The organism is Streptomyces sp. NPDC026301 (genome assembly GCF_055567935.1).
In genome coordinates this window covers 40,073-60,036 of record NZ_JBVHPN010000026.1, presented here as the reverse complement: position 1 = coordinate 60,036, position 19,964 = coordinate 40,073, and the positions used below count along the sequence as shown (strand labels likewise).

At 69.9% G+C, this 19,964-nt stretch carries 20 protein-coding genes; 7 read left to right on the top strand and 13 right to left on the bottom strand.

Annotated features, from left to right (window positions below; genetic code table 11):
- Positions 1–77 precede the first annotated feature (77 nt).
- Positions 78–1,397, bottom strand: a complete 1,320-nt coding sequence (gdhA, locus tag ACZ4MH_RS31710; protein WP_351590076.1) for an NADP-specific glutamate dehydrogenase — start codon at positions 1,395–1,397, stop codon at positions 78–80.
- A gap of 311 nt (positions 1,398–1,708) precedes the next feature.
- On the opposite strand from gdhA, the gene ACZ4MH_RS31705 reads away from it, so the two are divergent.
- Positions 1,709–2,005 (top strand): hypothetical protein, encoded by a 297-nt coding sequence (locus ACZ4MH_RS31705; protein ID WP_351589969.1) that lies wholly within the window; start codon positions 1,709–1,711, stop codon positions 2,003–2,005.
- Between the two features lie 8 nt (positions 2,006–2,013).
- Here ACZ4MH_RS31705 and ACZ4MH_RS31700 read toward each other — a convergent pair whose 3' ends face one another.
- Entirely contained in the window at positions 2,014–2,307 is a 294-nt protein-coding gene (locus ACZ4MH_RS31700; RefSeq protein ID WP_351589966.1) for a hypothetical protein, read from the bottom strand.
- Positions 2,308–2,454: 147 nt separating this feature from the next.
- On the opposite strand from ACZ4MH_RS31700, the gene ACZ4MH_RS31695 reads away from it, so the two are divergent.
- The 5 genes from ACZ4MH_RS31695 (at position 2,455) to ACZ4MH_RS31675 (ending at position 5,381) form a co-directional block, all read left to right on the top strand.
- The gene (locus tag ACZ4MH_RS31695; RefSeq protein WP_351589964.1) at positions 2,455–3,270 is read left to right on the top strand and encodes a helix-turn-helix domain-containing protein; all 816 of its coding nucleotides are present in this window, start codon (positions 2,455–2,457) and stop codon (positions 3,268–3,270) included.
- Entirely contained in the window at positions 3,267–3,461 is a 195-nt protein-coding gene (locus ACZ4MH_RS31690) for a DUF397 domain-containing protein (protein ID WP_351589961.1), read from the top strand. The genes ACZ4MH_RS31695 and ACZ4MH_RS31690 overlap by 4 nt, the downstream gene beginning before the upstream one ends.
- A gap of 270 nt (positions 3,462–3,731) precedes the next feature.
- The gene (locus ACZ4MH_RS31685; RefSeq protein WP_467754814.1) at positions 3,732–4,637 is read left to right on the top strand and encodes a hypothetical protein; all 906 of its coding nucleotides are present in this window, start codon (positions 3,732–3,734) and stop codon (positions 4,635–4,637) included.
- Between the two features lie 43 nt (positions 4,638–4,680).
- Positions 4,681–4,956 (top strand): hypothetical protein, encoded by a 276-nt coding sequence (locus tag ACZ4MH_RS31680; protein ID WP_351589955.1) that lies wholly within the window; start codon positions 4,681–4,683, stop codon positions 4,954–4,956.
- Entirely contained in the window at positions 4,953–5,381 is a 429-nt protein-coding gene (locus ACZ4MH_RS31675) for a type II toxin-antitoxin system VapC family toxin (protein ID WP_351589952.1), read from the top strand. The genes ACZ4MH_RS31680 and ACZ4MH_RS31675 overlap by 4 nt, the downstream gene beginning before the upstream one ends.
- Before the next feature lie 38 nt (positions 5,382–5,419).
- Here ACZ4MH_RS31675 and ACZ4MH_RS31670 read toward each other — a convergent pair whose 3' ends face one another.
- Complete coding sequence (locus tag ACZ4MH_RS31670) at positions 5,420–6,589, bottom strand: DUF5685 family protein (protein WP_351589949.1); 1,170 nt, start codon at positions 6,587–6,589, stop codon at positions 5,420–5,422.
- Positions 6,590–6,725: 136 nt separating this feature from the next.
- Positions 6,726–7,844 (bottom strand): tRNA 2-thiouridine(34) synthase MnmA, encoded by a 1,119-nt coding sequence (mnmA, locus tag ACZ4MH_RS31665; RefSeq protein WP_351589947.1) that lies wholly within the window; start codon positions 7,842–7,844, stop codon positions 6,726–6,728.
- A 101-nt stretch (positions 7,845–7,945) separates the two neighbouring features.
- On the opposite strand from mnmA, the gene ACZ4MH_RS31660 reads away from it, so the two are divergent.
- Positions 7,946–8,638 carry an N-acetylmuramoyl-L-alanine amidase gene (locus tag ACZ4MH_RS31660; protein WP_351590073.1) on the top strand — a complete coding sequence of 231 codons (693 nt, stop codon included), beginning with the start codon at positions 7,946–7,948 and terminating at the stop codon, positions 8,636–8,638.
- Between the two features lie 67 nt (positions 8,639–8,705).
- Here ACZ4MH_RS31660 and ACZ4MH_RS31655 read toward each other — a convergent pair whose 3' ends face one another.
- From ACZ4MH_RS31655 to ACZ4MH_RS31615, 9 genes are all read right to left on the bottom strand, one after another.
- A complete protein-coding gene (locus ACZ4MH_RS31655; protein WP_351590070.1) occupies positions 8,706–9,875 on the bottom strand; it encodes a cysteine desulfurase family protein in 1,170 nt (389 codons plus the stop codon).
- Between the two features lie 113 nt (positions 9,876–9,988).
- Positions 9,989–10,834 (bottom strand): thioesterase family protein, encoded by an 846-nt coding sequence (locus tag ACZ4MH_RS31650; protein WP_351589944.1) that lies wholly within the window; start codon positions 10,832–10,834, stop codon positions 9,989–9,991.
- Positions 10,835–10,946: 112 nt separating this feature from the next.
- Positions 10,947–12,350, bottom strand: coding sequence for a M1 family metallopeptidase (locus ACZ4MH_RS31645; RefSeq protein ID WP_351589941.1), 1,404 nt, complete (start codon positions 12,348–12,350; stop codon positions 10,947–10,949).
- A 104-nt stretch (positions 12,351–12,454) separates the two neighbouring features.
- Positions 12,455–13,549, bottom strand: a complete 1,095-nt coding sequence (locus ACZ4MH_RS31640) for an ABC transporter ATP-binding protein (RefSeq protein ID WP_351589940.1) — start codon at positions 13,547–13,549, stop codon at positions 12,455–12,457.
- Positions 13,546–14,670, bottom strand: coding sequence for an ABC transporter ATP-binding protein (locus tag ACZ4MH_RS31635; RefSeq protein WP_467754813.1), 1,125 nt, complete (start codon positions 14,668–14,670; stop codon positions 13,546–13,548). The genes ACZ4MH_RS31640 and ACZ4MH_RS31635 overlap by 4 nt, the downstream gene beginning before the upstream one ends.
- Positions 14,667–15,677: an ABC transporter permease gene (locus tag ACZ4MH_RS31630; RefSeq protein ID WP_351589938.1), complete on the bottom strand. Its 1,011-nt coding sequence runs from the start codon at positions 15,675–15,677 to the stop codon at positions 14,667–14,669. Before ACZ4MH_RS31630 ends, ACZ4MH_RS31635 begins: the two co-directional genes overlap by 4 nt.
- Positions 15,678–15,752: 75 nt before the next feature.
- A complete protein-coding gene (locus tag ACZ4MH_RS31625) occupies positions 15,753–17,504 on the bottom strand; it encodes an ABC transporter substrate-binding protein (protein ID WP_351589936.1) in 1,752 nt (583 codons plus the stop codon).
- Positions 17,505–17,578: 74 nt separating this feature from the next.
- Complete coding sequence (locus tag ACZ4MH_RS31620; protein WP_351589933.1) at positions 17,579–18,577, bottom strand: ABC transporter permease; 999 nt, start codon at positions 18,575–18,577, stop codon at positions 17,579–17,581.
- A 406-nt stretch (positions 18,578–18,983) separates the two neighbouring features.
- Positions 18,984–19,772, bottom strand: coding sequence for an enhanced serine sensitivity protein SseB C-terminal domain-containing protein (locus ACZ4MH_RS31615; protein WP_351589930.1), 789 nt, complete (start codon positions 19,770–19,772; stop codon positions 18,984–18,986).
- Between the last annotated feature and the right edge of the window lie 192 nt (positions 19,773–19,964).

The window sequence follows — 19,964 nt, the reverse complement described above, 5'->3', positions numbered from 1 at the left end:
GCAGCAGACGTACGTACGCCGCCCCGCTCCCCGCCCACCCGTAGGAGCCGCTCGTCAGATCAAACGCCGTACCGGCCTCAGATCAGGCCCTGCGACATCATCGCGTCCGCGACCCGCTCGAACCCGGCGATGTTCGCGCCCACGACGTAGTCGCCGGGGCGGCCGTACCGCTCGGCCGTCTCGAAGCACGTGCGGTGGATGTTCTCCATGATGGCCGCGAGCTCGCCCTCCGTACGCTCGAAGGTCCACGACTCCCGTGCGGAGTTCTGCCGCATCTCCAGCGCGCTCGTCGCGACGCCGCCCGCGTTGGCCGCCTTGCCGGGCCCGAAGGCCACCCCGGCCTCCCGGAACACCGCGACCGCACCGGGCGTCGTGGGCATGTTCGCGCCCTCGGACACCGCCTTCACGCCGTTGCGCACCAGGACGCGCGCGGCGTCCTCGTCCAGCTCGTTCTGCGTGGCCGAGGGCAGCGCCACATCGGCGGGTACGTCCCACACGGAGCCGCCGGGCACGTACGTCGCCGAGGACCCGCGCCGCTCCGCGTAGTCGCTGATGCGGCCGCGCTCGACCTCCTTGATCTGCTTCAGCAGATCAAGGTCGATGCCCTTCTCGTCCACGACGTACCCGCCGGAGTCCGAGCAGGTCAGCACGTTGGCACCGAGGGCCTGCGCCTTCTCGATCGTGTAGATCGCGACGTTGCCGGAACCGGAGACCACGACCTGCCGGCCGTCCAGGTCCTCGCCGCGCTCCTTCAGCATCTCAGCGGTGAACAGTACGTTTCCGTACCCGGTGGCCTCCGTACGGACCAGCGAGCCGCCCCACTCCAGACCCTTGCCGGTGAGCATCCCGGCCTCCCAGCGGTTGGTGATCCGCCGGTACTGGCCGAACAGATAGCCGATCTCGCGGCCGCCGACGCCGATGTCGCCGGCCGGTACGTCGGTGTGCTCCCCGAGGTGGCGGTGCAGCTCGGTCATGAAGGACTGGCAGAACCGCATGACCTCGGCGTCGGACCGGCCGTGCGGGTCGAAGTCGCTGCCGCCCTTGCCGCCGCCGATGTTCAGGCCGGTCAGCGCGTTCTTGAAGATCTGCTCGAAGCCGAGGAACTTCACGATGCCGAGGTTGACCGAGGAGTGGAAGCGCAGGCCGCCCTTGTAGGGGCCGAGGGCGCTGTTGAACTCCACCCGGAAGCCGCGGTTGACGTGGATCCGCCCCTTGTCGTCCATCCACGGCACCCGGAACATGATCTGCCGCTCCGGCTCGACGACGCGCTCCAGAATGCGGGCGTCGGCCAGCTCGCGGCGCGCGGTGAGCACCGGGTCCAGGGTCTCCAGCACTTCCAGAGCCGCCTGGTGGAATTCCGGCTCTCCGGGATTGCGCCGGACCAGTTCGGCATACAGGCCGGCCGGACCGGCCCGGTGATCCCCGGCGGCCTTGTCCTCCGTACGCTCCGTACGATCCGCTTGCACCGTCACGATCATTTTCCTTCCCCTGGGCGGCCGTTGACGTCCCGTCGCCCCGCGACTCTATGTCCCCGCCCGCCACGCACGGTATCCGGTTGGCCTGGAACCCGAGTGGAACTTCCGGTGCGCACCCGGTGGGCTCCGCTCCCGCGTTGCCGCCATGGCGGGGCGGCGGGAGGCTGGTTATGCACGACCGGGTCCTTTCGGTACCCCTCAAGGAGCACCCGCCCGGCCGGAAGGGGTTTCCCATGCGAATGTTGCTCAAGGCCCAGCTCGCCACACCAACGGCCAACGATGCCATCAGAAACGGCACTCTTCCGAAGACGATCGAGAATGCGCTGACGGCCCTCCGTCCCGAAGCGGCTTACTTCACCACTGAGAACGGCTGCCGTACGGCGTACATCTTCTTCGATATGCAGGACTCGTCCCAGATGCCGAAGACCGGAGAGCCGTTCTTCCTCGAACTCGGTGCCAAAGTCCAGTACTCACCGGTCATGAACGCGGACGACCTCCGCAAGGGCCTCGCGGCCCTGGCCGACAGCTAGCCCTCCGATCACCGACGGGCACGGCAGTCCGCCACGCGCAGCGCATCACTCAGCGCCTCCGCCAGACGGAGGGACAGGTAGCGGAACTCGGCATCCGTGACCTTCGGGTCACCGTGCATCGCACGGGCGTGCCGCAGGAGTTCCGCGCCCATGTCGAGCTGGATCCGCTCGACGCTGTCGGCGAGCGCGGATACGGGCCCCGTGCCGTCGGTCGAGAGGTAGCAGGGACGGCCGTCAGCGGTCGCCCACGGCAGCAACCGAAGGGCGTGAACGGGCACTTCACCAGGCATTTCATCCGTCATGGGACCGATTGTCAGTGGTCGCGGTTACTCTGCGTACTGGATCGGATTCGTTGTGCGGAGACGGGCAGCGGATGTGCGATCCGTGCAGTGCAGTACGACGTACGACGCACGACCGCCGTCACGACCGGCGTCAGCGGAGGATGCCCGATGCCCAAGTCCAAAGAACCTCCCACCAGTCTCCTGATCTTCGGCAAGCAGTCGCGTTACTTGCGCGAGAAACGCGACCTGACCCGCCGCGAGCTGTCCGCGCTCATCCCGTACTCCGAGTCCTTCATCGCGATGGTCGAGCGCGGCGAACGCCCGCCGAAGCCGGGGTACGTGGACGCGGTGGATGCCGTACTGGGCGCGGACGGCCTGCTCTGCGTCCTGGCCCCGGACGTGTCGGAGAAACATCACCCGGCGTGGGCGGAGGAGTACGTCCATCTCCAGGCGCAGGCGCTTGCCCTCCACGTCTACTGCACGCACCTGCTCCACGGTCTGCTGCAGACCCCGGAGTACGCCCGCGCGGTCCTCGGCTGCCTGCGCCCGAGTCTGACCGATGAGGAGATCGAGCAGTCCGTCCAGGCCCGGCTGGCGACGCAGAAGCTGCTCACGCGCACGCCCGCCTGCCGGATGACCTTCGTGCTGGAGGAGCACACGCTCTATCGGAAGATCGGCGGACGGACGATCTGGGAAGACCAGTTGAAGCACCTGCTCAAGCTCTCCGAACTGCACAACGTCCAGTTGCAGGTGATGCCGCTCGCGCGCGAGACCCACGCCGGGCTTGACGGCCCCATGACCTTGCTGGAGACGCCGGACCACCACACCGTCGTCTACGTCGAGGGGCAAAAGGGCAGTTACTTCCTGACCGAGCCCGATGACGTCAGCGTGTTGAGTCATCGCTACGGCACCATCAGATCCCAGGCCCTCGACGCCGAGGCGTCGCGAGCTTTCATTCAGCGTCTGCTGACAGGAGAGTCATGAACACCGATCCGGCGTGGTTCAAAAGCAGCTACAGCGGCAGTGAGGGCGAAGCCTGCGTCGAGGTGGCGACCGGTCCCGGGGCGATACGTGTCCGGGACTCCAAGGACACCGCGCGTCCGTACGTCACCGTCTCCCCCGGCGCCTGGGCGGAGTTCGTCGCGTTCGCGCAGGTCGCTCCTGGAGTCGGCTGACCGTGCACCGGTGGGGCGGCGCGAGGTTCCGCCCCGCCGCCCGCCGGTGTACCGGACGATCTCCTAAAGAACCTAGGTAAAGAACCTACCGACCTACCCCACCGTCTGTGACCTGCAGCTTCCCAACGCCTCACCCCTTCGGGTGACTTGGGGGAATATTCGCCCGGCATACCGCTACGCTCGGCCGCGACAGTCACAAAAAGTTACGGCCCCCGGCGGGACGGCAATCCCGATCGAGGGCCTGATCACCAGGAAGAAGAGCCCTTCCCGATGACTTCGATGAAGTCTAACGCGCCCTGCTCCGCCAGCGGCGGCATCATCCACATCCGTGTCGTCCAGACCGCCGACTTCACCATTGTCGCCAACCGCCTTGCCCAGCGCCCCGGCAGCGCGGTCACGGTCGGTGTCGCGGCGTACCTCCTCTCCCTCCCCGACGGCGCCCCCGCCACCATCGAGGCCCTGTGCGCGCACTTCTCCGAAGGCAAGATCGCCATCGCACGCGCCCTGCGGGAGCTGGAGGCGGAAGGCTGGCTGGAGCGGCGCGTGGAACGCAGCCCGCGCGGCCGGATCACCACCCGCACGCTCGTGTACGACCTCCCCGGAGCGCCGGCTGGGCCCCCGCCCGCACCCCTGGCTGAGCCCGTACCGGAACCGGACCGCACACCGGAACCCAGCCCCACGCCGGAACCAATCCCCACCCCGGAACACGTGGTTGAGCGGGCCCCCGAGATCGCCGACGCCGCCGCCGTCCTCATCGATCTCCCTCTCACCGATCGTCGCCTGCTGCTCTCCGAGCGCGAGATCGCGACGCTCGCACCGGCGGTCGCCGACTGGCTGACCCGGGGCATCACGCCCCAAGAGATCACCGTCGCGCTGACCGCCAACCTCCCCGACCGCATCGTCCGCCGTCCGGCGCGCCTCCTCGCCCACCGGCTGGCCGTCCTGCGCCCACCAGCCCGTACGAGCCGTACGGGCCGCATGGGCCCGGCGGCGCCGGAGCCCGGCCGCCCGCCGGTCGTCCCCCTCCAGAACTGCGACGGCTGCGACCGCGCCTTCCGCGCCACCCACCCGGGCCGCTGCCAGGACTGCGCGGCCTCCGGCAGGTACGGCACGTTGCCTGAGCCGACACGACCCCATCACCACCGGCCCACGCCGGCGTCCCTCGCCGTAGCCTGAAAGGACAGAAATGCCGCACGCACTCGCAGAGAGGGAGGCACCGATGCCGTCTGCACCTCATGACGACTCACGTCCTACGACACCCGATGGTGCTGCGCACCCTCTGCGCACGATTCGGGACATCCGTGAGGCGCTCCCGGAGGACCAGCGACACCACTTCGACGCCGAGCTGGCGGACACGGACATCGACGCACTGCCGGAGATGCTCCACCGGTGGATCACCTTGGGATTCGACGGATTCGCAGAGTTCCTCCTGTCGGCACCGTTCGAGGGACTGGAATTCGGCGCCCGGTCCTACGACGAGGAGACGGGCGAGTGATCTTCCTCTTCGACACGAATGTGATCGCGGAGCTCACCACACGGGCCAGGCCCGATGAACGCGTCCTCTCCTGGTTTCATTCGACCGCACGCACCAGCCGCTTCGTCAGCGTGATCACCATGGCCGAGATCGAGGCGGGCGTCGCAGCCGCGCCCGACGCGATCCGGCAACGGCGCTACGCCGAGGCGTTGAACAAGGTGCGGCGGGAATACCGTGACCGCATCGCCGTCATCGATGAGCCCGAGGCGACTTCGTACGTCGCCCTGCACAGGGAGCTCAAGGCTGCCGGGACGTGCATTGATCCGCCCGACGCGTTGATCGCGGCGACCGCGTTGGCCCATGGCTGGACCGTCGCCACCCGGAACGCCAAGCACTTCGAGCGCACCGGCGTCGCCGTCGTCAATCCTTGGGAGCACGCGGCATAGCGATCCGACGCGGCGAGGGCGTACCGCGATTGCGGCGGTCAGCAGCCGCAGTCGCAGCAGCCGCAGCACTCACAGCATTCGCCGCAGCCGCCGCAGCTGCCGCAGTCGCCGCAGTCGCCGCAGTCGCAGTCGTTGCAGCAGCCCTCGCGCTTCTTGCGGGACCAGGGGCCCTCGTACTCGTCGGCGCAACAGAGCTTGCAAGTACAGCACAGGCCGATGAAGGCCGCGCAGCCCGCGAAGAAACCGCGGGGCTTCTTCGGCGAGTGGGGGCCTTTGTCGCCGCCCCAGCCGCCGCCCCCGAAGCCTCCTGGCGGCTGACCAGGGGCAGCGCCGTGCCCGGCGTGGCGGCACAAGGTCGTGCCGAAGGCGCGGTCCACCGAGCGGCGGAGTTCGTGGACGAGCAGTATGTGGACGAGCCCGGCGTCGGCGAAGTCGACATCGCGCAGGGCGAGTCGGATGCCGTGCAGCGCGTCGTCGCAGAGGCGACGGGCCTGGTCGAGGCCGGTCCCCGTGGCGGTGAGCGGGTTCCAGGCGCCCTCCGCGGCGTCCGCCGCACGGTCCTCCACGGCATCGAGGAGGTGCGCCAGTCGGCCGAAGAGGCGGCCGGCTTCAGCCAGCGGCTCGGCGTTGCCGGGCCTACCCGCCAGTACCGCGGTGTGGGCGAAGGCCGCGGCGGTCGCCGTCTCGGTCGGCTCGGTGATGACCGTCAGCGGGGTACCGGGGCCGGCCAGCCGCTCGATGGCCGGCTGCCGGTCGACCGCGTCGACGAGTACGGCGGTGTCGAAGCCGAGCGTGCTGCCGGTGCGCGCTCCGGCCCGGTCCCACCCGGCGGCGACCTTGCGCGCGGCGGCGGCCACGGGGCGGCGGCGCAGCAGTCCGTTCCGGTCGGTGACATGGTCGCGTATTTTCGCCGAAGCGAGGACGAGGGAGACCGATGCGGCGAGCCGAGCGCCTTCTCCCCGCGCCACCGAAGCGGTCCGCATGCCGCGGAGCGGGCAGGGGCCCGCGGTGCGGCGCGCGGCCGTCGCACGGCCGGTCTGAGCGTCCGTCAGTACGGAAACGATCAGGCCGTCGTAGTTCGTGACCACCCGGGCGAACTGCCCGTGATCGTTACGCAGCGCGAGACAGAGGCCGCACAGATGGGCCATCCACTCCGCTTTGAGCCCTTCGGTCAGGCGATGCGTGCAGGGCCTGACGATTCCGAACATCTGAAACCCCCGTATGACGTCGACAGCGCCTGGGGATCGTACAGACCACGCCGCTGACCTGCATAAACGGCGTATACAGGTCCCCGCATGGACGTCGTGTCGTCAGATGGGGCGGTTTCCAGCCATAGCGCCTGTGTCATACCCCCGCCGTGGCCCGCGTGGTGGTCGCGATCGTCGCCGAGCCGACCACCCTCGTCCCGTCGTACAGGACGACGGCCTGGCCGGGGGCGACGCCTCGGGCCGGGGTGGTGAAGGTGACCTTGAAGCCGTCCTCGGTGGGCTCGGCGGTTACCTCCGTCTCGTCGCCGTGGGCGCGGAGCTGGGCGGTGTAGGTGCCGGGGCCGGCCGGCGGGGTGCCGCACCAGCGGGGGCGGATGGCGGTGAGGGCCGTCACGTCGAGGGAAGCGGCGGGGCCGACCGTGACCGTGTTGTCGACCGGGGAGATGTCCAGGACGTAGCGCGGCTTGCCGTCGGGGGCCGGGGTGCCGATGCGGAGGCCCTTGCGCTGGCCGATGGTGTAGCCGTATGCGCCCTCGTGCGTGCCCAGGACGTTGCCTGTCTCGTCGACGATGTCGCCCTCGGCGCGGCCCAGGCGCTTCGCGAGGAAGCCCTGGGTGTCGCCGTCGGCGATGAAGCAGATGTCGTGACTGTCGGGCTTCTTCGCGACGAACAGGCCGCGGCGGGCCGCCTCTTCGCGGATCTCGGCCTTCGTGGTGAGCGTGTCGCCGAGCGGGAACATGGCGTGCGCCAGCTGGCGCTCGTCCAGGACGCCGAGGACGTAGGACTGGTCCTTGGCCATGTCGGAGGCGCGGTGCAGCTCGCGGCTGCCGTCCTCACGGGTCACGACCGTGGCGTAGTGGCCCGTGCAGACCGCGTCGAAGCCGAGGGCGAGGGCCTTGTCGAGGAGCGCCGCGAACTTGATCTTCTCGTTGCAGCGCAGGCACGGGTTGGGCGTGCGGCCCGCTTCGTACTCCGCGACGAAGTCGTCCACCACGTCCTCGCGGAAGCGCTCGGCGAGGTCCCAGACGTAGAAGGGGATGCCGATGACGTCGGCGGCGCGGCGGGCGTCGTGCGAGTCCTCGATCGTGCAGCAGCCGCGCGCGCCGGTGCGGAAGGACTTGGGGTTCTCGGAGAGCGCGAGGTGTACGCCGGTCACGTCGTGGCCCGCCTCGGCGGCGCGGGCGGCGGCGACGGCGGAGTCGACACCGCCGGACATGGCGGCGAGCACGCGAAGGCGGCGGGGAGCGTCAGTCATAGCTCTTCCAGAGTAGACGGAACCGCTGACAGGGGTGGACGGGGAGAGGTGTCCGGCCGCCGGGCGGAACCGGGAGGCGGGTGGTGAGCGTTGTTCAGCGCATGGGAGACGGTGATCACACGGGCCGCAGAAACATCGGCCGCCGCGCGGTGCTGATCGGCGGGACGGTCGCGGTGGCGGCCGCGGGGCTGGCGGCGCACGACGAGGTGGCGCGCTGGTGGTGGCGACTGCCCGGTCAGGAGAAACCGCGCAAACCGGGCGAGGTGGACTATCGGAGCGCGCAGTGGTCCGCCGCGTCCGGGACGAACTGGCGGCGGGCCGACCGCCCGGCCGACTATGTGATCGACCGGGTGGTGATCCATGTGGTGCAGGGCAGCTATGCGACCGCCCTGCGGGTGTTCCGCAATCCCGATCACGGCGCGGCCGCGCACTACGTCGTCCGGAAGGACGGGCATGTCGCGCAGACCGTCCGGGAGCTGGATGTCGCCTTTCACGCAGGCAACCGGGAGTACAACGAGCGCAGCATCGGCATCGAGCACGAGGGCTTCGTCGACCGGCCGCAGGACTTCACGGCCGCGATGTACGAGAGCTCGGCGCGGCTGACGGCGGATATTTGTGCGCGGTACGGGTTTCCGGCGGACCGGAAGCATGTCATCGGCCACATCGAGGTGCCGGGGGCCGATCACACCGATCCGGGGCCGCACTGGGACTGGGACCGGTACATGGGGCTGGTGCGGGAGGCGCTGTCCCGGAATCCGGGGAAGGGCCGGGACCCGGGGAAGGCCCCGGCGTAGGCCGCCGCGGGCCCGGCCGCCGGGCCCGGCACCGCCGCGTACCGGTCGCGCCCGGCGGCCCGGCCGCTCAGCTCAGCCCCGCGCTCCGTGCTCGTTCGACCACCGGGCCGATCGCCTCCGCCAGTGCCGCGACGTCCTCCTTCGTGGAGGTGTGGCCGAGGGAGAAGCGGAGCGTGCCGCGGGCCAGGTCCGGTTCCATGCCGGCGGCGAGCAGGACGTGGGAGGGCTGGGCGACGCCGGCCGTGCAGGCCGAGCCGGTGGAGCACTCGATGCCCTGCGCGTCCAGGAGGAGCAGCAGGGAGTCGCCCTCGCAGCCGGGGAAGGAGAAGTGCGCGTTGGCGGGCAGCCGGCCCGCCGGGTCGGGGTCGCCGCCGAGCACGGCGTCCGGTGCGGCAGCCCGTACGGCCGTGATCAGCTCGTCGCGCAGGGCGCCGATCTCGCGCGCGAATTCCTCGCGGTGCGCGACGGCGTGCCGGCCGGCCGCGGCGAAGGCCGCGATCGCGGGCGTGTCGAGGGTGCCGGAGCGTACGTGGCGCTCCTGGCCGCCGCCGTGCAGCACGGGCACGGGCGCGTACGCGCGGCCCAGCAGCAGCGCCCCGATGCCGTACGGGCCGCCGATCTTGTGCCCGGACACAGTCATCGCGGCCAGCCCGCTCGCGCCGAAGTCGACCTCCAGCTGGCCGAACGCCTGGACCGCGTCCGCGTGCATCGGGATGTCGAATTCGCCCGCGACCGCGGCCAGTTCGGCGACCGGCTGGACGGTCCCTATCTCGTTGTTGGCCCACATGACGGTGATCAGCGCGACGTCCGAGGGGTCCGTGGCGATCGCCTCGCGCAGGGCGTCCGGGTGCACGCGCCCGTGGGCGTCCACCGGCAGCCATTCCACCCGCGCGCCCTCGTGCTCGGCGAGCCACTCGACCGCGTCGAGCACGGCGTGGTGCTCGACGGGGCTGGCCAGTACGCGGGTACGGGACGGCTCGGCGTCCCGGCGGGCCCAGTACAGGCCCTTGACGGCGAGGTTGTCGGCCTCCGTGCCGCCCGCGGTGAAGACCACCTCACTGGGGCGTGCGCCGAGCGAGGTGGCGAGGGATTCCCGGGCCTCCTCGACGGTACGGCGGGCACGCCGGCCGGCGGCATGCAGCGAGGAGGCATTGCCGGTGACGGTCAGCTGGGCGGTCATCGCCTGCACCGCCTCCGGAAGCATCGGGGTGGTGGCGGCGTGGTCGAGGTAAACCATGGTGCGCACGATTCTACGAGCTGCCGGGCAGCCTACGGGAGCGCGTACCCGGCGCATGCCCGGCGCTCGGAGGCACCCTCCGTAAAACCGCTGTCAGGCGCACCCTACGCGCTTCAGTCCAGCAGCGCCCGGGCCAGCTGGCGGGACTGCGCGACCAGGCGGTCGTCGGCGTCCCAGACCTCGGCGTCCTCTTCGAGGAAGCCGCCGGCGAGGTTGCGGGTGGTGATCGAGACGCGGAGCGGGCCGGGGGCCGGGCGGCAGCGGATGTGGGTGGTGAGCTCCACGGTGGGGACCCAGCCCTTCAGGCCCATCTCGAAGGCGGTGGGCGGCAGCGCGTCGACCGTGAGGAGGAGCGAGAGCGGGTCGGCGTCGCGGCCGTCGGCGAGGCCGAACCAGCCGCGCATCTCGCCGTTGCCGCTGGGCGCGCCGACGGCCCAGCCGCAGGTCGCGGGGTCCAGGCGGACGTCGAGCCGGTCGGTGATCGCCGAGCTGCCGGGGAGGGCCGGGCGGCCTTCGGGCGCGGCGTCGGTCCCGAAGCACTCCGCGAGGGGCGGCATGGCGGGCGGCTTGGCGGTGGTGCGGACGTCGTCCGGGAGCGCGTCGAGGTCGCCGTAGGCGGCCAGTACGCGCAGCCGCTCGACCTCGGTGCCGTCCTCCTCGAACTGGACGAGGGTCGCGGTACCGGTCGACATCGTGCGCCCGGTGCGCACGACCTCGGTGCGGATCACGGCCGGTCCCGGCCGGGAGGCGGTGAGGTAGTGGGCGGTGACCGTCATCGGGTCGGGGTGCGGCAGCGCGTCGCCCAGGGCGCGGCCCATCAGCGCGAGGAGGTAGCCCCCGTTGACCGCGTGGATGATCGTCCAGCCCGCGGAGAGCTCCGCGTCGTACACGCCGGGAGAGCGGCGCACGATGGCCGTGTCACGGTCGAACTCGCTGTTGCCTATGGTCACCTCTGCCATGCGGTGCACGGTACATGGAATTATTACCGACCGGTAGAGGCGTCTCACCCTCTCGCCGGGTGGCGGCGAAAGCGCGCACTCTCCCCGCCGCCACCTGCGATTTTCCCGCCCGTTACGGCAGCGCCGGCCTGCTGTCCGTGAAGAGCCAGGTGTCGAAGAGGTCGTCCAGCTGCTGCCCGGATATCCGCTCCGCCAGCGCGATGAACTGCGCGGTACTGGCGTTGCCGTACCGGTGCTGCCGCGTCCAGGCCGGCAGCAGCTGGAAGAACGCCTTGTCGCCGATGCGCTCGCGCAGCGCCTGCAGGGTCATCGCGCCCCGCTGGTACACCGCCGAGGAGAACATCGTGTCCCGCTGCGGATCGCCGACCCGCACGTTCCAGAAGTCGGAGTCGGCGGGCCGCGCCCGGTACGCCTTCAGGAAGGAGTCGTGCGCGCTGAGCTGCCCCTTGTGCTCGCTCCACAGCCACTGCGCGTACGTGGCGAAGCCCTCGTTCAGCCAGATGTGCTGCCACTTGGCCACGGAGACGGAGTCGCCGAACCACTGGTGGGCCAGCTCGTGCACGATGGTGGACTCGCTGCGCACGGCCGAGTAGACGGGCTTGGACTGGGTCTCCAGGGAGAAGCCCGCCTGCGGCATGTCGTCGACGATCGCCCCGGTCTCCTCGAAGGGGTACGGACCGAAGACCTTCGACCAGTAGTCGGTGGCCTCCGAGGTGACGCCGTAGACGTCGACGCCGCCGGTGGGCAGGGTCGGGTCGATCGCCGTGTAGACCGGGACGCCGCCGGGCGTGGTGCCGGTACGGACGTCGAACTTCCCGATGGTGGCGGTCGCGAGGTAGGTCGCCATCGGCTTCGTCTCGCGCCAGTGCGCGTAGGAGCGGCCGTGCTTCTCGTACGCGGCGACCAGCCGGCCGTTGGAGACGCCGGTCAGGCCCTTGGGCGCGTCGATGCGGATGTCGTACGTGGCCTTGTCGCCGGGGTGGTCGCTGGAGGGGAACCACGTGGAGGCGGCGTTGGGCTCGCAGCCGACGAAGACGCCGTCCGCGGTCTTCATCCAGCCGTACTGGGAGCCGAAGACGATCGGGCCGCCGAGCGGCTCGGGCACGCCGCCGTACTCGACGCGCACGGTGAAGCGCTGGGCTTTGCGCAGGACGGAGTTCGGGGTGATGGTCAGCTCGTCGCCGGAGCGGCCGAAGCGGGCCCGCTCGCCGTTCACCCGTACCGAGGCGACCGCCAGCTTCTGCAGGTCCAGGTCGAAGGCGCTGAGGTTCTCGGTGGCCTTCGCGGTGAGGGTGGTGCGGCCGTCGAGGCGGTCGGTGTCCGGGTCGTAGCGGACGCCGAGGTCGTAGTGGAGGGCGTCGAAGCCGCCGTTGCCCAGGTTCGGGAAGTAGGTGTCCCCTGCGCCCGGGTCACCGGGCGAGCCACCGGGCGCCGCGGCGACGGTGAACGCCGAGGCGGCCGCGATCGCGAGCGCGAGCAGGCGGGTTCTGTGACGTGCTGAACGGGAGAGTGCCATGGGTGAGCCGGTCCCTTCGAACACACGGATGCATGATGAACAACCGCGCCGACTCTGCACTCTCCCGTTCCGTCACACCCGTCACTTTGCCAACTCATCAGCAATTACGGAGTGGTTGACTCCTTACCGACCGACTCCGGGGCCTCGTCCGAGGCCTGGCCCGGCACCTGGTCGGGGGCGTTCTCCGGGTGATGGCACGCCACCTGGTGCCCCGTGCGCAGCGCCACCAGCGGCGGCTCGGTCGTCGCGCACACCTCCGTCGCCTTCCAGCAGCGGGTGCGGAAGCGGCAGCCGGACGGCGGGTTGATCGGCGAGGGCACGTCGCCCTTGAGCAGGATGCGGTCCCGCTCGGTGCGCCGCTTGGGGTCCGGTACGGGGACGGCGGACAGCAGCGCCTTGGTGTACGGGTGCATCGGCGCCTCGTACAGGGACTTGCGGTCCGCCAGCTCCACGATCTTGCCGAGGTACATCACCGCGATCCGGTCCGAGACGTGCCGGATGACGGACAGGTCGTGCGCGATGATCACGTACGTCAGGCCCAGCTCCTCCTGGAGGTCGTCCATCAGGTTCACGACCTGGGCCTGGATGGAGACGTCCAGCGCGGAGACCGGCTCGTCGGCGACCACCAGCTTGGGCTTGAGCGCGAGCGCGCGGGCGATGCCGATGCGCTGGCGCTGGCCGCCGGAGAACTCGTGCGGGTACCGGTTGTAGTGCTCCGGGCTCAGCCCGACCAGCTCCAGCAGCCGCTGCACCTCCTTCTTCACGCCGCCCTCGGGCTCGACGCCCTGGAGCCGGAAGGGGGTGCCGACGATGCCGCCGATGGTGTGCCGCGGGTTCAGCGAGCCGTACGGGTCCTGGAAGATCATCTGGACGTCGCGGCGCATCGGGCGCATCCCGCCGGTCGACAGGTGCGTGATGTCCCGGCCCTCGAACTCGATGCGGCCGCCGGTCGGCTCGTCCAGCCGCGTGATCAGCCGGCCCATCGTGGACTTGCCGCAGCCGGACTCGCCGACCACGCCCAGCGTCTCGCCCGGGTACACCTCGAAGTCGATGCCGTCGACCGCCTGCACCGCGCCCACCTGGCGCTTGAGCAGCCCCTTGGTGATCGGGAAGTGCCGGACCAGGCCGCGCACCTTCAGGAGCGGCGCGGCCTCCCCCGGCGTGCTCGTCGCGTTCTGTTCGTCAGTCGTCTCGGTCACAGCTTCGGCGCAATCTCTTCGGTCCAGATCCGCTCCCGCTCCTCCTGCGACATGTGGCAGGCGGAGAAGTGCCGGCCGTCGACCTGGCGCAGCTCGGGGCGGACCGTACGGGTGAGGTTGTCCTTCGGGACGTCCGCGTACGGGCAGCGCGGGTTGAAGGCACAGCCGGAGGGGACGTTGATCAGGCTGGGCGGCGAGCCCTTGACGGGGATCAGGCGCTCGGTCTGATCGCGGTCGATGCGCGGCATCGAGCCGAGCAGGCCCCAGGTGTAGGGGTGCTGCGGCTCGTAGAAGACCTTCTCGGCGGGGCCCCGCTCCACGCACCGCCCGCCGTACATCACCAGCAGGTCGTCCGCGAGCTCGGCGACCACGCCCAGGTCGTGGGTGATGATGACGACGGCGGAGCCGAACTCCTTCTGCAGGTCCCGGATGAGGTCCAGGATCTGCGCCTGGACGGTGACGTCCAGCGCGGTGGTCGGCTCGTCGGCGATCAGCAGCTCGGGGTTGTTGACCAGCGCCATCGCGATCATCGCGCGCTGCCGCATGCCGCCGGAGAACTGGTGCGGGTGGTCGTCCACGCGCTTGTCGGGCTGCGGGATGCCCACCCGGTCCAGCATCTCGATCGCGCGCTTGCGTGCGGTCTTCTTGTTCACGTCGTTGTGGACGCGGTACGCCTCCACGATCTGCTGGCCGACCGTGTAGAAGGGGTGCAGCGCGGACAGCGGGTCCTGGAAGATCATCGCCATCTCGCGACCGCGCAGCCGCCGTACGTCGTCGGGGTCAGCGCCGATCAGCTCCTGGCCGTCCAGCCAGATCTCGCCGGACATCCGCACCTTGTCGCGCTGCCGCCGGGAGGCCCGGTGCAGGCCCATCACGGCGAGCGAGGTCACGGACTTGCCGGACCCCGACTCGCCGACGATGCCGAGGGTCTTGCCCTTCTCCAGCTTGAAGGAGAGCCCGTCGACGGACTTCACGACGCCGTCGTCGGTCGGGAAGTGCACCTTCAGGTCGCGTACTTCGAGGAACGCGGTGGGTGCCGCGCCGCCCTCCGCGACCGGCTCGGCGATCGCGGCCGAGGCCGCCGCCGGTGCGGTCTTCGTCAGGTCGTCGGAGTCGGTCACGAGAGCCTCACCCGCGGGTCGACGGCGGCGTACAGGACGTCCACCACCAGGTTGCACAGGACGATGAAGAAGGCGGCGAGCAGGGTGACGCCGAGGATGTTGGGCAGGTCGTTGGCGGTGATCGCCTGGACGGCGAAGGCGCCCACGCCCTGGAGGGAGAAGACCTGCTCGGTGATGAGCGCGCCGCCGAGCAGCAGGCCGAGGTCCATGCCGAAGACGGTGATGATCGGGGTGAGCGCGGCGCGCAGGCCGTGCCGGACGACGACCTTGCGCTCGCGCAGGCCCTTGGCCCGTGCGGTACGGATGTAGTCCTCGTTCAGCGTCTCCAGCATGCCGGCGCGGGTGAGCCGGGCGTACAGCGCCGAGTAGAGGAACGCCAGGGTGACCCACGGCAGGACGAGCGTGCGCGCCCAGCCGAACGGATCCTCCAGCAGCGGTAGGTAATCGCTGCGCTCGAAGATCGGCCATTGGTACGTGAACAGGGCCAGCGCCAGGGCGCCGGTGAAGAACATGGGGAGCGAGACACCGGCCAGCGCCACGCCCATCGCCGCCCGGTCGAAGAGGGAGCCGGGACGCAGCGCGGAGAGGACGCCGGTGGCGACGCCGGAGACGACCCAGACCACGGCGGCGCCGGCGGCCAGCGAGAGGGTCACCGGGAGCCGGGACTGGATCTCGGGCCAGACCTCGATGTGGGTCTTGAAGGAGTAGCCGAAACACGGCCGGTGGCAGTGCGCCACGTCGGGGCCGAACTTGTAGTCGACGCCGGCGAAGATGCCCTTGAGGAAGTCCCAGTACTGCTCGTACACCGGCTTGTCCAAGCCGAGGTTCTTCTTCACCGCGGCGATGTCCGCGGCGGTGGGGGCCTTGCCGATGTACTGCTGCGCGAGCTGGTCGGAGGACTGCCCGGCCAGCTTCGGCAGCAGGAAGAAGATGCCGAAGGTGACCGCGCTGACGATCAGCAGCAGGATCACTGCGCTGATCAACCTGCGGATGATGTACGAGAACACGGGACTGCGGCGTCGGTGCCCGCGGGCCTGCGGCGGCCCGCGGGCACCAATGCCTTCACCTGCCTTCCGGGGCTGCTACTTCTTGACGCCGACGTTGAGGTAGTCGTACTGACCGCTGAAGGCCGAGGTGGACACCAGGTTCGTGGCCTCCGGCGAGCGGTACATCAGCACCTTGAAGTAGGTCAGCGGCACGATCACCGCCTGCTCCATCGTCTTCTTGTCGATCTCGGCGTACGCCTTCTCGCGCGCGGCCTGGTCGGTGTTGGCGATGGCGGTGTCGAGCAGCTTGTTGATCGCCGGGTCGTCCAGCTCGGAGAGGTTGGTGTTGCCGGACTGGCTGATCGCCTTGCCGTTCAGGATCTGCTGCAGGTAGCCGTAGCCCGTCGGGAAGTCCGAGCCCCACTGCATCATGATCAGACCGACGTTGTTCTTCTTGTTGAACTTCGGCACGCCCGCGTAGTCCGAGAAGTACTTGCTCGTCGGGTACTGCTGGATCTTGGCGTTGATGCCGATCTTCTTCAGCGAGTCGATGACGGTGGTGGCCGCGTCGACCTCGTCCTGGCGGTCCGAGCGGGCGAGGATGGTGGTGTCGGTCTTGCCGGCCCCGCACTCGCTCCACTTCTTCTTCGCCTCGGTCAGGTCCAGCTTGTCCTTGGCGTCGTACTTCTGCGGGTACAGGTCGAACTTCTGGTACCCGGGGATGTCGGTCGGCAGGACGGTGGAGGCGATGTCACCGCGGATCGGGCCGCCGAGCGAGGTCTGCACGGCGCGCTTGTCGATCGCGTACTGCACGGCCTGGCGGCAGGCCAGCTTGTCGAACGGCTTCACCTTGGAGTTGATCGCCGTGTAGACGAGCCGCTGGCCGAGCGCGTTGTCCGTGCTCGCCTTCAGCTTCGGGTCGGTCAGCAGCTGGGCCTGGGTCTGGCCGTCCACGCCGCGCCCGGCGAGGTCGATCTGGGTGTTGCCGGACTGCAGGTCCTTGTCGATGGTCGACTGGGCGACCTTCATCTTCAGGACGATCTTGTCCGGGAGCTGCTTGCGCAGCGGGTCGGTCTTGGCGGACCACTGCGGGTTGCGCACCAGGACGAGCTGCTTGCCCTCCTGGTAGCTCTGGAACTTGTACGAGCCCGTGGAGACGACGCTCTTGGTGTAGTCGGCGCCCTTGTCCTTGGCCTGCGGGACCGGCGCGGTCTGCGGCGCGGACACCAGGTAGTCGAACTCCGCGAACGCCTTCTTCAGATGGAAGACGATCGTGTGGTCGTCCGGCGTCTCGATGGACTTCAGCCCGGCCTTGGACTTGTCCTTGTACGGACCCTTGTACTTGTCCTTGTTCTCCACGAACTGCTGGAAGTAGTTCGGGCCGAGCGAGAGGGTGTCGCGCGCGAAGTTGGAGCGCTCCACCGCGTACTTCACGTCCTGCGAGGTGACGGGCTTGCCGTCCTCGTACTTCACGCCCTTGCGGAGCTTGTACGTCCAGGTCTTGCCGCCGTCGGTGGGCTTGCCCATCGACTCGGCGAGGTCGGGCACCAGCTCGTTGCCCTTCTCGCCGGGGGCCGGCTTGAAGGTGGTGAGCGGACGCGCGTAGAGACGGCTGAAGTTGTAGATGAAGGCGTAATAGGTGTTGCCCGGGTCGAAGGACTCGGGGGCGTCGCTGATCGCGTAGTTGACCGTCCCGCCCTTCGCGTCCGAGGCGTTGACGACGCCCTTCGTCGCGGCGTTCGCCGCGGACGACCCGCCGCTTGCGTCCTTGCCGCCACTGCAGCCGGCCAGCAAAAGGCCCGCACTGGATATGGCCGCGATCGCCGCGACCGGAACTGACCTTCGCATGATGCTCGGTTTCCCCTTCGTTCGTCGGAAACTTCGGTGGAACTGCCGGACCTCCCGGCGCTGCCGGAGGTGTGTCAGCGGCTGCGCGGGTCCAGCGCGTCCCTCAGGCCGTCACCGAGCAGGTTGAACGCGAGTACGGTGACGAAGATCGCGAGGCCGGGGACGAGCATGTACTGCGGGTCGACCTCGTAGTACTTGACCGCCTGGTTCAGCATTCCGCCCCAGGAGGACTGGGGAGGCTGGATACCGACGCCGAGGAAGCTGAGCGCCGCCTCGAAGAGGATGTTCGAGGGGATCAGCAGCGTGGAGTACACGACGATGGGCCCCACCAGGTTCGGCAGCAGCTCCCGGAAGAGGATGAACGGGCCGCGTGCGCCCATCCCCCGGGCCGCGTCGACGAATTCGCGCTCCCGCAGCGACAGCGTCTGGGCCCGCACGATGCGGCCCATGTACGGCCAGTTGAAGAAGCCGATCACGAAGATCAGGACCGAGATGTGCAGCGGCAGGCCCTCCAGGCCGAAGGCGCCGCCCTGCAGCGAGGCGGAGATGGCGATGGCGAAGAGCAGCAGCGGGAACGCCAGGAAGACGTCCATCATCCGGCTGATCACCGCGTCCACCCGGCCGCGGTAGTAGCCCGCCACCACGCCGAGGACCGTGCCGATCGCCACCGACAGCAGCGTCGCGCCGAACGCCACGATCAGCGAGACCCAGGAGCCCTCCAGGACCCGCGCGAGCAGGTCGCGGCCGAACTTGGGGTCCACGCCGAGCGGGTGGCTCCCGCTCATGCCGCCGAAGTCGCCGAGCGGCAGGGTGGTGTTGGGGTCGATCAGCGACTGATTCGGCTCGTTCGGGTCCAGGCCGAGGAGTGACTGCAGGGGCCGGGAGAGCGCCGCGATCACGATGAGGAGGATGACAACGATGGCACCGGCCACCGCGACCTTGTCGCGCTTGAAGCGCAGCCAGGCGATCTGGCCGAGCGAGCGGCCCTCGATCCGCTTGCTCGGCACGCCTTCCAGCACCGCTTCCGGCTGCGCCTCGGCAGCCGCGCCGGTGGTCTCGATCGGTGCGGTCACGTGCCTTAGACCCCTCTCGGCCGCGCTCTGGCCGGCCCATGTCCGCCGCGTCGGCGGCTCGGTTCACATCACTGGTGTGCGCGCCGGCGGACGGTCCGGAGGTCTTGCAGCTCAGCGTTTTTCGGATGTCCGCGCGACAGCGGTCGTTGCCCGTCGCACACAGGGTCCAGACCCTGCTGCGGGAGTCTTCATCCGAGTCGCGATCAGTCACCAGCCCTGCCGGGGAAAGGATGCGCAACTGTGATGTGCTCCACGGCATTCCGTTATACGGACATCCGGGACGGCTGAGCGGTTCGTACACCCTCCCGGAGGTGACCTCAACGACGGTACACAGGAGGGCAATTCGGCACGCGACGGCGCGCGGGGCGACGGCGCTTTCGCGCCGCGGTGAAGGGCGCGGGTGACCTCAGTAAGGGCGGGGGTAGCCGTAGCCGTACGAGGCGGCCGGGGCGGCGGCGGGGTCCTGTGCCCCGCGGTCGAAGAAGGGGCGGGCGTAGGCACGCATCCACATGCCGACCGGGTCGTATTCGTCGTCCATCGCCACCGTCGAGACGGGCAGTCCCTCCGGAACCGCGCCGATGGACTGCTGCATCATCAGCCGTACGGACTCCACGGCGGCCGGCCCCGTGTCGTACAGCTCCAGGCCGATCGCCAGGTACGGGACGCCGAGCGCGGGCTGCACCCAGGCGCGGCGCAGCGAGCGGACGGCGGGGGTGCGGTGCGCGTTCTGCCCGAGGAGGGCGTAGAACTGCGGGATCTCCACGGCCGGTTCGGTGATCCGCAGCGGCCCGGCGGGCAGCCGGTCCAGGCCGCCGGCGATCCGGCGCAGGTCCAGCCAGGGGATGCCGACGCCGCCGCCCGGCGCGTGCGGGTTCAGCCACAGGCCCCAGCGGTCGGGGTAGAGCGCGGCGGCGATCTCCGGCCCGGAGACCACTTCGTGGGCGCGGCTCCAGCCGCTGGCCGCGAGCTCCGCCGGGGAGGTCACGCACGGGGCGTAGCCGAGCCCGTCGACCTCCATGTTGCCGTACTGCGCATCGGGGGCCCCGGCGCCGCCCTGCCACAGCAGCATCCACACCTGGCCCCCGGCCAGCGCCTGCAGCAGCGCCTCGTAGGCGTCGTAGCGGCCGGGCGAGACCTGCTGCAGCACCTGCTCGACCTGGCCGCCCGCCGCTCCCTGATGCGCACCCGCGCTCACGTGTCCCCGTCCCTTCTCTCGGCAGGCACGTGGGGGCGCCCGCCCGGTCATTGCACCAGCTTAGAGCCTGTGTCATGCCCCCGGTCGGATCAGCGAACGTCGTCTGGTGCGTGCGATCGCAAGGCGCCGGAGCGTCCTCGTAGCGGAGCTACTAGGGCGTTTCGGCAACGCCGCGAGCGTGCGTGCCAGGCG